The organism is Pseudomonas sp. PDM03 (assembly GCF_014852385.1).
Lineage (GTDB): Bacteria > Pseudomonadota > Gammaproteobacteria > Pseudomonadales > Pseudomonadaceae > Aquipseudomonas > Aquipseudomonas migulae.
Window position 1 is genome coordinate 54,877 of record NZ_JACVBM010000002.1, and the last position, 12,816, is coordinate 67,692.

The window sequence follows — 12,816 nt, forward strand, 5'->3', positions numbered from 1 at the left end:
TGTGGGAATTGTTACCTCACAACCTTTTATGACGCAGCGATGCCCGGCGTAGGGCAGGGCTTTGGGAAATGTCCTGCACTTGAACAGGAAGTCATGGCGTTATGTAAACAATTACCGAGCCTTACCCTTTGTGCTGTTGCCAGATTTGGCTTTTCAGTGGTGAAGGGGAGGGGTTATGCGGTGGTTTGTGTGGGCTTTTTTATTTGTGGTTTCCAGCAGCGTCAGCGCTGAGGCGATGCTCCTGATCCCTGGGGACAATCCTAAGCCGAAGTACCCAAAAACACTTTCTCGGGCCGGTATCACGGGGGATGTTCGGATCAGTTTTACCGTTCACGCCAATGGATCAGTTAGCAACGTGATGGCGGCTCCGGGCAAAGCTCACGCTGAACTGGTAGACGCATCACTCGTAGCGGTGAATCGGTGGCGATTCAAATCATGGGGTATCACCAGTGACAGGCCGCCAGAGATCGAAGTTGTTGTGCCAATGTCTTTCAGGCTGGACAGCGATATACCCATCCATGCCAACGAAGAATTGAAACAGTTGACTTGCGGTGAGCTCGCCAAGGCAGCACTGCAGATTGAAGATTACTCGTGGGTGGACATGCCGGTGTTCAACTGGACCCGCAGCTATCTGACCCACTCCCTTTCGCCGACGCAATTGCCAGAGGAGAAGCGTCTGGCGCTCATCGCCAAGCTCAACAAGAGCGTGCCTTCTATTGTGAGGCGTTGTAATACACATCAGGCGACCCGGTACGTGCATTTTCTTCCGGAGGAAATTCGTGAGTTGCTTTGACGAAAAGTATGGAGCGCTGTCTTTCTGCTGGTCATGTAATCGAAAAGGCCAGAACAACCTCATCAGTTGTCCTGGCCTTTTTGTATCCTGCTGCGACTCAGCGAACCTGCACCACCACTTTCCCGACCGCCTTGCGCTGGCCAAGATCATTGATCGCCTGCGCCGCGTTGCTCAGCGGGTACACCTGCGACACCAGCGGCTTCAGCTTGCCCTCGGCAAACCAGCCAAACAATTGCTGGAAGTTCGCCGCGTTGTCCTGCGGTTGGCGCTGGGCGAAGGAGCCCCAGAACACGCCGACCACCGCCGCACCCTTGAGCAGTGCGAGGTTGACCGGTAATTCCGGAATGCGGCCGCTGGCAAAACCAACCACCAGCAAACGGCCGTTCCAGGCGATGGCGCGGATGGCCTGGTCGAACAGGTCGCCGCCGACCGGGTCGTAGATCACGTCCGCACCCTGGCCATCGGTCAGGCGTTTGATTTCGTCCTTGAGGCTGGTTTCGGTGTAGTTGATCAGTTCATCGGCACCGGCAGCCTTGGCCACGGCCAGTTTTTCGGCGCTGCTGGCGGCGGCGATCACGCGGGCGCCCATGGCTTTGCCGATTTCCACGGCGGCCAGGCCGACACCGCCGGAAGCACCGAGCACCAGCAAGGTTTCACCCGGTTGCAGGTTGCCGCGTTGCTTGAGCGCGTGCATCGAGGTGCCGTAAGTCATGCTGAATGCGGCAGCGGTGTTGAAGTCCATGGAGGTCGGGATCGGCAGCACGTTGTAGCCTGGCACCGCGACCTGTTCGGCGAAGCTGCCCCAACCGGTGAGGGCCATGACCCGATCACCGACTTTCAGGTGGCTGACTTTTTCGCCCACTGCGCTGACCACGCCAGCCGCTTCGCCGCCCGGCGAAAACGGGAAGGGCGGCTTGAACTGGTATTTGCCCTCGATGATCAGCGTGTCCGGGAAATTCACCCCGGCGGCGTGCACGTCCAGCAGGATTTCATTCTTCTTCACGACAGGACTGGCGACGTCTTCCAGCACCAGCGATTCGGCAGGGCCGAAGGCTTTGCACAGCACGGCTTTCATCAGGGCTATTCCTTTGGGAGTGATGGCCGATAAGTGTAGGTGTGTGAGTCGACGGGTCAACGAGCATGCCCCGCCCTGATAGTCAGCCATAAGCTTGTGCTTGCGCGGCGGGTCGTTATGCTAGGCCGCAAACCGGATAAGGAGCGAATTGTGAAAGCGTGGATCATGTTGTTGCTGGCCCTGTCTCTGCCTGTGGCAGCAGTGGCTGAAGAAGCCGCCAAAGAAGGTGAGGCCCCGAAAGTCAGTTACCTCACCCTGAGCCCGCCATTCGTGGGCAACTACGGGTTGGATGGCACGGCGAAGTTGAAGGTCTTCAAGGCTGACGTGGCATTGCGGGTCACTGGTGATGAGGCGGCCAAACAGGTGAAGGCCAATGAGCCGTTGATTCGCAATCAACTGGTTGCGTTGTTCACCCAGCAAACCACCGAGGCGATGAACAGCATCGAGGGAAAGGAAAAGCTGCGTCAGGAAGCGTTGAAGCAGACCCAGCAGATCATGAGCGACGAAACCGGCAAACCGGTGGTTGAGGATTTGTTGTTCAACAACCTGATTATCCAGTAATGCTGGATTTGTAGGAGCCGGCTTGCTGGCGATAGCGGTTTAACATTCAACATCCATATTGATTGTTACATCGCTATCGCCAGCAAGCCGGCTCCTACAAAAAGCGTGTCAGCGCAATGCAATCACCGCTGCCCACTGCTCAGCAGTAACAGGCATCACCGACAACCGCGAACCCTTCTGCACCAATGGCATTTCCGCCAGCGCCGTCTGCTGCTTCAAATAATCCAGCTTCAACACCCTGGAAAACGTCTCCACATGCGCGACATCAATCGCGCTCCAGGCGTTTTTCTCGGCGCTGGCCTTCGGGTCGTAATAATGACTCTCCGGCTCCAGCGCCGTCGGGTCCGGATACGCCGCTTCGACAATCTTCCCGATCCCGGCAATCCCCGGCTCCGGGCAGCTGGAGTGATAGAAGAAGAACTCGTCGCCGACCGCCATCGCACGCAAAAAGTTACGCGCCTGATAGTTGCGAACCCCATCCCAGCGCGCTTTGCCGAGCTTCTCCAGGCCTTTGATCGAGAGCTCGTCGGGCTCGGATTTCATCAGCCAATAGGCCATGGTTTTTGCTCCTTGCGAGTCAGGTGGACAAGTTGTCGGGCGATTTTATGACAAACCGACGGTCGGTTGACGCCAGCGATTGAGTGTCGGTTCACGTTGTCGCAAAATGCCGGCCTTCTAAGCTTGACGCTGCTGCACGGCCTACACCTACAACGGAAACCGCTGCTGTCATCGTATTGATGTGCCTTTGGGGGGCAATCGATGAAACGCAAACCGGATTTACTATGGATTTTGGTTATTTTGTTCGGCCTTGGCGTCGTGACCACTGGCTATGCCCAAAGCTTGTGGAGCAACAAGACCGATGCGCCGATTGAAATCGCGCAGCAACAACAGCCGTCAGCCTTCAAGCGCTGAACCTGTCTTTTTGACGCCGCTGATTTGAGTGGCGTCTAGTCTGCGAAATACCACGCCTTGTCTGTAACCGTTCCTTGCAACGGCACATCCCAGCTCGCCTGAGCCAGTCTTCCGACCTTCTGACATTCATGGGCCAGCCCCAATAGCGTCGGCTTGCGCCAGCTTTTCCGCCGCGCCAGATACGCCAGGCTCCGGTCGTAGAAACCACCACCCATGCCGAGTCGGCCACCGACATCGTCGAATCCCACGAGCGGCAACAGCACCAGATCGAGCGCCCAGACTTTGCGTTGTCGGGCGAGGTTGTGCCTGGGTTCGAGAATACGGAAGCGATTGGGTTTGAGCTTTTCGCCGGGGCGAATCCGCTGGAACACCATTTTGGTTCGCGGCCAGGCGCTGAGCACCGGCAGGTAAGTCGCCTTGCCCCGACGTTGTGCGGCGCGCAGCAACAGGCGCGGATCGATTTCACCGTCGGTGGGTAAATAGAGCGAGATATGTTTGGCGCGGCGAAACAACGGCTGCTGGGCCAATTGCTTGTACAGCCCGCGAGCGGCCTGGCGCTGCTGATTGGCTGTCAGTGCGCGGCGGGCCTTGCGCAGCATGCGTCGAAGTTGCGGGCGGGGCAGCAGCGCAGGTTCGGTCATGGATTCGGGCTTCGGCAGTGCGGGTACACAAAGCGTACCCGTAAAAAAGCCGATGCCGGTATTTAAACCGGCATCGGACTGGAATCAGGCTCCCCGGATGAACCGCTGCTGACTTAGCCCTTGAACCCGAAAGTTCAAGGTGGAAGATGCAGTAGGCTTTAAGGCTTTCCGTCTAGCGGACATGCACACCAGCCCAACGTGCAGCCTCCAGGGTAGTGCGAATCGGCTCAGGGACGTGGTCAACTGGCAAGCACCCCAGGGAGTGTTGCGAGTATAACCCAAGCGGTCGGACGAATCAGCCCTTGGTGACGTCTGGATCGGTGGCGAGCACCAGATCGACGCGGTCCAGCAGGTCGCGCACCTGCTCGCGGGTCGAACCGCTGACCTGTACATCCGGCCGTTCTTCCTTGTGCAGAAGGTCGTGCGTGATGTTCAGCGCGGCCATCACGGCGATGCGATCGGCGCCGATGACTTTGCCGCTACTGCGGATCTCGCGCATCTTGCCGTCCAGGTAACGGGCGGCGCTCACCAGGTTGCTGCGCTCTTCCTGGGGGCAAATGATCGAATATTCTTTGTCGAGGATCTGCACGGTGACGCTATTGCTTGAACTCATGAGTCTTGCTCCAGGGCCTTGAGGCGCGAAATCATCGATTCGACCTTACGCCGGGCGATTTCGTTCTTTTCAATGAGGTGAGCGCGTTCCTCGCGCCAGGTTTTTTCCTGAGCTAGTAGGAGTCCATTTTGACTCTTAAGTTGCTCGACTCGATCAATTAGCAGTTCGAGTCTGGCCATCAGCGCTTGCAGGTCGGTGTCTTCCATTGTGTCCACTGAATATGTAACTGATGGAGGTAGTCGCGGCCGGACAGCCTTTAATAGTCTTGGCGAGTCTGTCGATGTAGGATACAAGGCCTTCATTCTAGACATAGCGCCGTCTGGCGCCTAGCTGCCCATGCCCATTCAGAATTCTCCGTACCAAGCCTTCGCCACCCTGCTGACTTCCAGCGGTCACAACGTCTCGCCTGCCGAACTGCATGGCTTGCTGCTCGGCCGCAGTTGCGCCGGTGCCGGTTTCACTGCCGAAGAGTGGCTTATCGATGCTGCCGAGCTTCTCGAAGGCGAGCCGCAAGACAACGTTCGCAATGCCTTGATCGGCCTGCAAGAGATGGTCAAGGGCGAACTCACCGGCGACGACGTGACCGTCGTTCTGCTGCTGCCGACCGATGACGCGCCGCTGGCTGACCGTGCCGCCGCACTGGGCCAATGGTGCCAGGGCTTCCTCAGCGGTTTCGGCCTGAACTGCCGCGACAGCAGCATGCTCAGCACCGAGGCCACCGAAGTGTTGCAGGATCTGGCGGCGATTTCCCAGGTGCAAGACGCGCTGGAAGAGTCCGACGACGGCGAAAGCGACTACATGGAAGTCATGGAGTACCTGCGTGTCGCGCCGCTGCTGCTGTTCTCGGAAACCCGCAAGCCAGACGCGCCGGCTGCCGCCAAACCGTCGTTGCATTAATCGCGAGCCAGGAAAAGCCATCTGCCCATGATTCATATCCCGAAATCGGAATACAGCCGTCGCCGCAAGGCCTTGATGGCGCAGATGGAACCCAACAGCATCGCTATTCTGCCCGCCGCCGCGGTCGCTATTCGCAACCGCGACGTCGAGCATGTTTACCGCCAGGACAGCGACTTCCAGTACCTCAGCGGTTTCCCCGAGCCTCAAGCCGTTATCGTGCTGATGCCGGGTCGTGAGCATGGCGAATACCTGCTGTTCTGCCGTGAACGCAACGCCGAGCGAGAACTCTGGGACGGCCTGCGCGCCGGTCAGGAAGGCGCGATCCGCGACTTCGGTGCCGACGACGCTTTCCCGATCACTGACATCGACGACATCCTGCCGGGCCTGATCGAAGGGCGCGACCGGGTGTATTCGGCCATGGGCAGCAACCCGGAATTCGACCGCCACCTGATGGAATGGATCAACGTGATCCGCTCCAAGGCGCACCTCGGCGCGCAGCCGCCGAACGAATACGTTGCGCTGGATCATCTGCTGCACGACATGCGCCTGTATAAATCGGCGGCAGAAGTGAAGGTGATGCGCGAAGCCGCGCGGATTTCCGCTCAGGCGCATATTCGTGCGATGCAGGCCAGCCGGGCCGGGTTACATGAGTACAGCCTTGAAGCCGAGCTTGATTACGAGTTCCGCAAGGGCGGGGCGAAGATGCCGGCGTATGGTTCGATCGTCGCGGCGGGGCGCAACAGCTGCATCCTGCATTACCAGCAGAATGACGCGGTGCTCAAGGACGGCGATCTGGTACTGATCGACGCCGGTTGCGAGATCGACTGCTACGCCAGCGACATCACGCGCACCTGGCCGGTCAACGGCAAGTATTCAGCGGAACAGAAGGCGATCTACGAGTTGGTGCTGGCTTCACAGGAAGCAGCCTTTGCCGAAATCGCCCCGAACAAACACTGGAATCAGGCGCACGAAGCCACGGTCCGGGTGATTACCACCGGTCTTGTGAAGTTGGGCCTGTTGCAGGGCAACGTCGACGAACTGATCGCCAGCGAAGCCTATAAAGCGTTTTACATGCACCGCGCCGGCCACTGGCTGGGGATGGATGTGCATGACGTTGGCGAGTACAAGGTCGGCGGCGAATGGCGCGTGCTGGAAGTCGGCATGGCGCTGACCGTGGAGCCGGGGATCTACATCGCCCCGGACAACCAGAACGTAGCGAAGAAATGGCGCGGCATTGGCGTGCGCATCGAGGATGACGTCGTGGTCACCAAAACCGGCTGTGAAATCCTGACCAATGGCGTACCGAAAACGGTCGCCGAGATTGAAGCCTTAATGGCTGACGCGCGGACAAAAGCAGCATGAGTCGAGTCAATCTGGCAATTATCGGTGGCGGCCTGGTCGGTGCCAGCCTGGCGTTGGCCTTGCAGGCCGGAGCCAAGGCGCGCGGCTGGAAGATCGTGCTGATCGAACCGTTTGCCCCCGGCCACACCTATCAGCCGAGCTACGACGCCCGTTCTTCGGCGTTGTCCTACGGTGCCAAACAGATTTATCAACGGTTGGGCGTGTGGCAGGAAATCTCCCGCCGTGCCGAGCCGATCAAGCAGATCCACGTTTCCGACCGTGGCCGTTTCTCCACCGCGCGCTTGTCGGCGATGGAAGAGGGCGTGCCGGCGCTGGGTTATGTGGTGGAAAACGCCTGGCTCGGCCAATGCCTCTGGCAAGGTCTGGACAAGGACGTGGTCACCTGGCGCTGCCCGGCGGAAGTCACGCGCATGGAACCGTTGACCGACGGCTATCGCCTGACCCTCAGCGACGAAACAATGCTGGAGTGCGACCTCGCAGTGCTCGCTGATGGCGGCCGTTCAGGCCTGCGCGAGCAACTGGGGATCGGCATCAAAAAACGCCCGTACAACCAGAGCGCGCTGATCGCCAACATCACCCCGAGCGAAGCGCACAACGGCATGGCGTTCGAGCGTTTCACCGACGACGGTCCAATGGCGTTGTTGCCGTTGCCGGAAAATCGTTGCGCATTGGTCTGGACCCGTTTGGGCATGGACGCGCAACGGCTTGCGGCCCTGGATGAACGCAGTTTCCTCAGCGAATTACAGGGCGTGTTCGGTTACCGCCTCGGTACGTTGAAACAGGTCGGCGCACGGCATCTTTATCCGTTGACGCTGATCGAAGCCGAAGAGCAGGTGCGTCCGCATCTGGCGATCCTCGGCAACGCCGCCCACAGCCTGCACCCCATTGCCGGCCAGGGTTTCAACCTGTCGCTGCGTGATGCGCAAGCGTTGGCGGATGCGCTGCTGGCGAGCGAGAGCTCGCTCGGCGATTTCGCGACTTTGCAGGCTTACCGCGAACGCCAGCGGATGGATCAGAACCTGACCGTGGGCTTCTCCGATCAGGTCACGCGGTTGTTCGGCAGCACTCAACCGCTGGTTTCGCTGGGCCGCAACATCGGCCTGCTCGGCCTCGATCTGCTGCCGCCGGCCAAGCGCTGGTTCGCCCGACAGGCCATGGGCCTGGGTACGCGTCCTGATGCGTAAGTGGCTGACGAGCAGGGTCGGCAAAGCGCGGTTGATGCGTTGGATCATGACCTTCTACCCGCCGTACCTGGGCGCCGGGGTTCGCGTGCGGCACATCAGCGATGATTTCCGGGACGTCACGGTGTCCATGGGTCTGGGCTGGTACAACCGCAATTACGTCGGCACGCAGTTCGGTGGCAGCCTGTATTCGATGGTCGATCCGTTCTACATGTTGATGCTGATGGAAAACCTCGGACGCAATTACATCGTCTGGGACAAAACGGCAGACATCGATTTTATCTCGCCGGGCAAAGGCCCGGTGTTCGCCAACTTCAGGGTCGACGAGACCTTGCTCGACGAGGTCCGCCGGCAAACGGCGAACGGCGAAAAATACCTGCCGCAATTGCAGGTCGATATCCACGACGGCGCCGGCACCTTGGTGGCGCGGGTCCAGAAAACCCTTTACGTGCGGCTCAAGCCGCAAGCGAGACAGGCTTAAAGCATGGACATGCGCGCAGATCTGCTGATTGTCGGGGCCGGAATGGTCGGCAGCGCCCTGGCGCTGGCGTTACAGGACAGCGGGCTGGAAGTCCTGCTGCTGGACGGCAGCCCGATGAGCGTCAAACCCTTCGACGGGCAAGCGCCGTTCGAACCGCGCGTGAGCGCGTTGTCGGCGGCCAGCCAGCGGATTCTTGAACGCCTCGGCGTGTGGGATGGCATTGCCAACCGGCGCAGCAGCCCCTACACCGACATGCACGTCTGGGACGGCAGCGGCACCGGGCAGATCCACTTTTCCGCCGCCAGCGTGCATGCCGAGGTGCTCGGGCATATCGTCGAGAACCGCGTGGTTCAGGACGCCTTGCTCGACCGTTTGCACGACTGCGACCTCGGGATGCTGGCCAATGCGCGCCTGGAGCAGATGCGCCGCTCCGGCGATGACTGGCTGCTGACGCTCGCCGATGGCCGCACCTTGCGTGCGCCGCTGGTGATTGCGGCGGATGGCGCGAACTCGGCGGTTCGGCGCCTGGCCGGGGTGGCCACGCGCGAGTGGGATTATCTGCACCACGCGATCGTGACCAGTGTGCGCAGCACCAGGCCTCATCAAATGACGGCCTGGCAGCGCTTCACCGACAACGGCCCCTTGGCGTTTCTACCCCTGGAACGCGATGGTCAGCAGGATTGGTGTTCGATCGTCTGGTCGACCACGCCGAGCGAAGCCGAACGGCTGATGGCGCTGGACGACACAGCGTTTTGCCTCGAACTGGAACGCGCCTTTGAAGGCCGGCTCGGCACAGTGCTGAGCGCCGACCCACGTCTGTGCGTGCCGCTGCGCCAGCGTCATGCCAAGCGGTATGTGGCCGAAGGTCTGGCGCTGGTCGGCGACGCGGCCCACACCATTCACCCGTTGGCCGGGCAGGGGGTGAACCTCGGTTTCCTGGATGCCGCGGTGCTGGCTGAAGTGCTGCTGCGAGCCGCCGAGCGGGGCGAGCGGTTGGCGGATGCGAAAGTGCTGAGCCGTTACGAGCGTCGGCGCATGCCGCATAACCTGGCGTTGATGGCAGCGATGGAAGGCTTCGAGCGCTTGTTCCAGGCAGATCCGCTACCGGTGCGCTGGTTGCGTAATACCGGTTTGAAGATCGTCGAGCAGATGCCGGAGGCCAAGGCGTTGTTTGTGCGTGAGGCGTTGGGATTGACCGGGGATCTGCCGGCACTCGCCAAGGCCTGACTTTCGCTGGAGCTGATGGCCCCTTCGCGGGCAAGCCTCGCTCCTACAGACTTTCTGCGATCCCTGTAGGAGCGAGGCTTGCCCGCGAAGGCGTCTGTATATCCACCACACATTTCAAACCATGCAACATCTGGTAACTCCTCCGCAAACTGATCGATTGAGAAGGTAAATGTGAGTCCTTATCATTTGGCCTTACTTTTCGAATCGAGAGATCGCTCCCATGTTGGCACCGAAGCGTCTACTGACAGCACTCGCCCTGACCCTGATCGGCAGCACCGTTGCCCAGGCCGCTGACGAGGTGGTGGTTTACTCCTCGCGTATCGACGAGCTGATCAAGCCGGTGTTTGACGCCTACACCGCGAAAATCGGCGTACAGGTGAAGTTCATCACCGACAAGGAAGCGCCGCTGATGCAGCGCATCAAGGCCGAGGGCGAGAACGCCACCGCCGACCTGCTGCTGACCGTCGATGCCGGCAACCTGTGGCAAGCCGAGCAGATGGGCATCCTGCAACCTTTCACTTCGAAAACCATCGACGCCAACATCCCGCTGCAATACCGTGCGGCTTCTCATGCCTGGACCGGCCTGAGCCTGCGGGCGCGGACCATCGCGTACTCCACCGACCGGGTGAAACCGGGCGAGTTGACCACTTATGAAGGTCTGGCCGACAAGAACTGGGAAGGCCGCCTGTGCCTGCGTACGGCGAAGAAGGTCTACAACCAGTCACTGACCGCCACCATGATCGAAGTGAATGGCGCCGACAAAACCGAGAAGATCCTCAAGGGCTGGGTCAACAACCTGTCCACCGACGTGTTCTCCGATGATGTCGCGGTTTTGGAAGCAATCAACGCCGGCCAGTGCGACGTCGGCATCGTCAACACTTACTACTACGGCCGTCTGCACAAGCAGAAGCCTGACCTGGCGGTGAAGCTGTTCTGGCCGAATCAGGCTGATCGAGGCGTACACGTCAATCTTTCCGGCATTGGCCTGACCAAGCACGCGCCGCACCCGGAAGCGGCCAAGGCGCTGGTGGAGTGGATGACCACACCTGAGGCGCAGAAGATTTTTGCTGATGTGAACCAGGAATTCCCGGCCAACCCTACGGTGGCGCCGTCCGCGGAAGTCGCCGCGTGGGGCAAGTTCGTCGCCGATACCTTGCCGGTGGAAGTCGCCGGTAAACGTCAGGCTGAAGCGATTCGCATGATGGATCGGGCTGGCTGGAACTGAGTCTGTCGATATACTGCGCCCCGCCTGTGTGGGGCGTTTTGTTATGCGCGAAGCGCCTCCGACCCTGTAGGAGCGAGCCTGCTCGCGAAAGACGTCAACGATAACGCGGATGGCCTGACGGTCCGCGGCGCCCAGGCGTTCATCGCGAGCAGGCTCGCTCCTACAATGGCCTCTGTGTATCGTCCATCCGCTTGAGAGTTTGTCCTTGGCCCACCCCGCCCAACGCCGCTGGTATCCCCTGGTCTTCGCCATCGCTGCGCTGGTCTTGCTGCCCCTCAGCGTTCTGTTGCTCTCCTGGCAAACCATCGATCATCAAATCTGGTCCCACCTCTGGGACACGCAGATGCCGCGGCTGCTGGGCAACACGCTGACCCTGGTGCTTGGCGTCGGTGCCGGCGTAACGCTGCTGGGTGTCAGCCTTGCCTGGCTCACCAGCCTCTGCGAATTCCCCGGTCGGCGCTGGCTGGATTGGGCGTTGATGCTGCCGTTCGCGATTCCCGCCTACGTGTTGGCGTTCGTCTTCGTCGGATTGCTGGATTTTGCCGGTCCCGTTCAAACGTTGATGCGCGAATGGTTCGGCACGGGCCTGCGACTGCCGCGAGTCCGCTCGACCGGCGGCGTTATCCTCGTTCTGGTACTGGTCTTCTATCCCTACGTTTACCTGCTGGCGCGTACGGCATTTCTCGCTCAAGGCAAAGGCCTGATGGAAGCGGCGCGAGTCCTGGGGCAATCGCCGTGGCAGGCGTTCTGGCGCGTCGCGTTGCCGATGGCACGCCCGGCCATCGGTGCGGGTGTGGCGTTGGCGCTGATGGAAACCCTGGCGGATTTCGGTGCGGTGTCGGTGTTCAACTTCGACACATTCACGACGGCGATCTACAAAACCTGGTACGGCTTCTTCAGCCTTTCGACTGCCGCACAACTGGCCAGCCTGTTGCTGTTGGTGGTGATGGTCGTGCTGTACGGCGAGCGCCGCGCACGCGGGGCCAACCGCGCAAGCAATGAACGACCGCGGGTCAAAGCGTTGTATCACTTGCGCGGCTTCAAAGCGCTGGCAGCGATGAGCTGGTGCGGTCTGGTGTTTGCCTGCGCCTTCGTGATCCCGGTGCTGCAATTGGTGGTGTGGTTCTGGCAGCGGGGGCGTTTCGACCTGGATGAACGTTACACCGGCCTGATCGTCCACACCTTGTATCTGGGCGGCATGGCGGCGCTGATTACTGTCAGCGTTGCGCTGGTGCTGGCATTTGCCCGGCGCCTGGCGCCGACCCGGGCGATCCGCTCCGGTGTCAGCCTGGCCAATCTCGGCTATGCGTTGCCGGGTTCGGTGTTGGCGGTGTCGATCATGTTGGCGTTCAGTTATCTGGATCGCGAGCTGGTGATTCCGCTGTCGGGATGGTTGGGTGGCGCCGGCAAGCCGTTGCTGTTGGGCAGCCTGTCGGCCTTGCTGTTGGCCTATCTGGTGCGATTCATCGCGGTGGCTTACGGGCCGCTGGAAAACAGCCTGGCGCGTATACGGCCATCTTTGCCCGAAGCGGCACGTAGCCTTGGGGTCGGTGGTCCGCGACTGTTTTTCAAAGTGTATCTGCCGTTATTGCTACCCGGCACATTGAGCGCTGCGTTGCTGGTGTTCGTCGACGTACTCAAGGAAATGCCCGCGACCCTGCTGATGCGGCCGTTTGGCTGGGATACGCTGGCGGTGCGCATCTTCGAAATGACCAGTGAGGGCGAGTGGGCGAGGGCGTCATTGCCGGCGCTGACCCTGGTTTTGGTCGGGCTGTTACCGGTCATCGGATTGATTCGACGTTCAGCGCATCGAAACACCTAGGTGTCAGTCCTACACCTTGAGGCTAC

15 protein-coding genes and 1 other RNA gene are annotated in these 12,816 nt (G+C 60.4%); 10 read left to right on the top strand and 6 right to left on the bottom strand.

Annotated features, from left to right (window positions below):
- Nucleotides 1-175: 175 nt before the first annotated feature.
- Complete coding sequence (locus tag IB254_RS05115; protein WP_192416656.1) at nucleotides 176-793, top strand: energy transducer TonB; 618 nt, start codon at nucleotides 176-178, stop codon at nucleotides 791-793.
- Nucleotides 794-890: 97 nt separating this feature from the next.
- On the opposite strand, the gene IB254_RS05120 is transcribed toward IB254_RS05115, so the two are convergent.
- Nucleotides 891-1,868, bottom strand: a complete 978-nt coding sequence (locus IB254_RS05120; protein ID WP_192416657.1) for an NADPH:quinone oxidoreductase family protein — start codon at nucleotides 1,866-1,868, stop codon at nucleotides 891-893.
- A gap of 150 nt (nucleotides 1,869-2,018) precedes the next feature.
- On the opposite strand from IB254_RS05120, the gene IB254_RS05125 reads away from it, so the two are divergent.
- Entirely contained in the window at nucleotides 2,019-2,429 is a 411-nt protein-coding gene (locus tag IB254_RS05125; RefSeq protein WP_192227498.1) for a flagellar basal body-associated protein FliL, read from the top strand.
- 108 nt (nucleotides 2,430-2,537) lie between these two features.
- Here IB254_RS05125 and IB254_RS05130 read toward each other — a convergent pair whose 3' ends face one another.
- On the bottom strand, nucleotides 2,538-2,987 hold the full coding sequence (locus tag IB254_RS05130) for an EVE domain-containing protein (protein ID WP_008024269.1): 450 nt from the start codon (nucleotides 2,985-2,987) through the stop codon (nucleotides 2,538-2,540).
- Between the two features lie 201 nt (nucleotides 2,988-3,188).
- Here IB254_RS05130 and IB254_RS05135 point away from each other — a divergent pair, with 201 nt between their 5' ends.
- Nucleotides 3,189-3,341, top strand: a complete 153-nt coding sequence (locus IB254_RS05135; RefSeq protein WP_008024268.1) for a hypothetical protein — start codon at nucleotides 3,189-3,191, stop codon at nucleotides 3,339-3,341.
- A 35-nt stretch (nucleotides 3,342-3,376) separates the two neighbouring features.
- Here the strand turns inward: IB254_RS05135 and IB254_RS05140 are convergent, their stop codons facing one another.
- The 4 genes from IB254_RS05140 to IB254_RS05155 form a co-directional block, all read right to left on the bottom strand.
- Complete coding sequence (locus IB254_RS05140) at nucleotides 3,377-3,982, bottom strand: 5-formyltetrahydrofolate cyclo-ligase (RefSeq protein WP_192416658.1); 606 nt, start codon at nucleotides 3,980-3,982, stop codon at nucleotides 3,377-3,379.
- Nucleotides 3,983-4,068: 86 nt separating this feature from the next.
- Nucleotides 4,069-4,247: non-coding RNA, 6S RNA (gene ssrS, locus IB254_RS05145), on the bottom strand.
- Between the two features lie 30 nt (nucleotides 4,248-4,277).
- A complete protein-coding gene (locus IB254_RS05150) occupies nucleotides 4,278-4,595 on the bottom strand; it encodes a cell division protein ZapA (RefSeq protein ID WP_008024266.1) in 318 nt (105 codons plus the stop codon).
- Nucleotides 4,592-4,801, bottom strand: coding sequence for a TIGR02449 family protein (locus IB254_RS05155; protein WP_003177365.1), 210 nt, complete (start codon nucleotides 4,799-4,801; stop codon nucleotides 4,592-4,594). The genes IB254_RS05150 and IB254_RS05155 overlap by 4 nt, the downstream gene beginning before the upstream one ends.
- A gap of 130 nt (nucleotides 4,802-4,931) precedes the next feature.
- Here IB254_RS05155 and IB254_RS05160 point away from each other — a divergent pair, with 130 nt between their 5' ends.
- From IB254_RS05160 to IB254_RS05190, 7 genes are all read left to right on the top strand, one after another.
- The gene (locus IB254_RS05160) at nucleotides 4,932-5,492 is read left to right on the top strand and encodes a YecA family protein (RefSeq protein ID WP_192416659.1); all 561 of its coding nucleotides are present in this window, start codon (nucleotides 4,932-4,934) and stop codon (nucleotides 5,490-5,492) included.
- Nucleotides 5,493-5,519: 27 nt separating this feature from the next.
- Nucleotides 5,520-6,854 carry a Xaa-Pro aminopeptidase gene (pepP, locus tag IB254_RS05165; protein WP_192416660.1) on the top strand — a complete coding sequence of 445 codons (1,335 nt, stop codon included), beginning with the start codon at nucleotides 5,520-5,522 and terminating at the stop codon, nucleotides 6,852-6,854.
- Complete coding sequence (gene ubiH, locus IB254_RS05170) at nucleotides 6,851-8,038, top strand: 2-octaprenyl-6-methoxyphenyl hydroxylase (RefSeq protein ID WP_192416661.1); 1,188 nt, start codon at nucleotides 6,851-6,853, stop codon at nucleotides 8,036-8,038. Before pepP ends, ubiH begins: the two co-directional genes overlap by 4 nt.
- A complete protein-coding gene (locus tag IB254_RS05175; RefSeq protein WP_192416662.1) occupies nucleotides 8,031-8,516 on the top strand; it encodes a DUF4442 domain-containing protein in 486 nt (161 codons plus the stop codon). Before ubiH ends, IB254_RS05175 begins: the two co-directional genes overlap by 8 nt.
- Before the next feature lie 9 nt (nucleotides 8,517-8,525).
- Nucleotides 8,526-9,743: a 2-octaprenyl-3-methyl-6-methoxy-1,4-benzoquinol hydroxylase gene (locus IB254_RS05180; RefSeq protein WP_192416845.1), complete on the top strand. Its 1,218-nt coding sequence runs from the start codon at nucleotides 8,526-8,528 to the stop codon at nucleotides 9,741-9,743.
- Nucleotides 9,744-9,963: 220 nt separating this feature from the next.
- Entirely contained in the window at nucleotides 9,964-10,968 is a 1,005-nt protein-coding gene (locus IB254_RS05185) for an extracellular solute-binding protein (protein ID WP_192416663.1), read from the top strand.
- A 205-nt stretch (nucleotides 10,969-11,173) separates the two neighbouring features.
- A complete protein-coding gene (locus tag IB254_RS05190) occupies nucleotides 11,174-12,790 on the top strand; it encodes an ABC transporter permease (protein ID WP_008024249.1) in 1,617 nt (538 codons plus the stop codon).
- Nucleotides 12,791-12,816: the final 26 nt, after the last annotated feature.

What these genes read in the sequence shown, in the direction of transcription:
- IB254_RS05115 (WP_192416656.1), top strand. Translation starts at nt 176, where the DNA reads ATGCGGTGGTTTGTGTGGGCTTTTTTATTTGTGGTTTCCAGCAGCGTC.
- IB254_RS05120 (WP_192416657.1), bottom strand. Translation starts at nt 1,868, where the DNA reads ATGAAAGCCGTGCTGTGCAAAGCCTTCGGCCCTGCCGAATCGCTGGTG.
- IB254_RS05130 (WP_008024269.1), bottom strand. Translation starts at nt 2,987, where the DNA reads ATGGCCTATTGGCTGATGAAATCCGAGCCCGACGAGCTCTCGATCAAA.
- IB254_RS05135 (WP_008024268.1), top strand. Translation starts at nt 3,189, where the DNA reads ATGAAACGCAAACCGGATTTACTATGGATTTTGGTTATTTTGTTCGGC.
- IB254_RS05140 (WP_192416658.1), bottom strand. Translation starts at nt 3,982, where the DNA reads ATGACCGAACCTGCGCTGCTGCCCCGCCCGCAACTTCGACGCATGCTG.
- IB254_RS05150 (WP_008024266.1), bottom strand. Translation starts at nt 4,595, where the DNA reads ATGAGTTCAAGCAATAGCGTCACCGTGCAGATCCTCGACAAAGAATAT.
- IB254_RS05155 (WP_003177365.1), bottom strand. Translation starts at nt 4,801, where the DNA reads ATGGAAGACACCGACCTGCAAGCGCTGATGGCCAGACTCGAACTGCTA.
- IB254_RS05160 (WP_192416659.1), top strand. Translation starts at nt 4,932, where the DNA reads ATGCCCATTCAGAATTCTCCGTACCAAGCCTTCGCCACCCTGCTGACT.
- pepP (WP_192416660.1), top strand. Translation starts at nt 5,520, where the DNA reads ATGATTCATATCCCGAAATCGGAATACAGCCGTCGCCGCAAGGCCTTG.
- ubiH (WP_192416661.1), top strand. Translation starts at nt 6,851, where the DNA reads ATGAGTCGAGTCAATCTGGCAATTATCGGTGGCGGCCTGGTCGGTGCC.
- IB254_RS05175 (WP_192416662.1), top strand. Translation starts at nt 8,031, where the DNA reads ATGCGTAAGTGGCTGACGAGCAGGGTCGGCAAAGCGCGGTTGATGCGT.
- IB254_RS05180 (WP_192416845.1), top strand. Translation starts at nt 8,526, where the DNA reads ATGCGCGCAGATCTGCTGATTGTCGGGGCCGGAATGGTCGGCAGCGCC.
- IB254_RS05185 (WP_192416663.1), top strand. Translation starts at nt 9,964, where the DNA reads ATGTTGGCACCGAAGCGTCTACTGACAGCACTCGCCCTGACCCTGATC.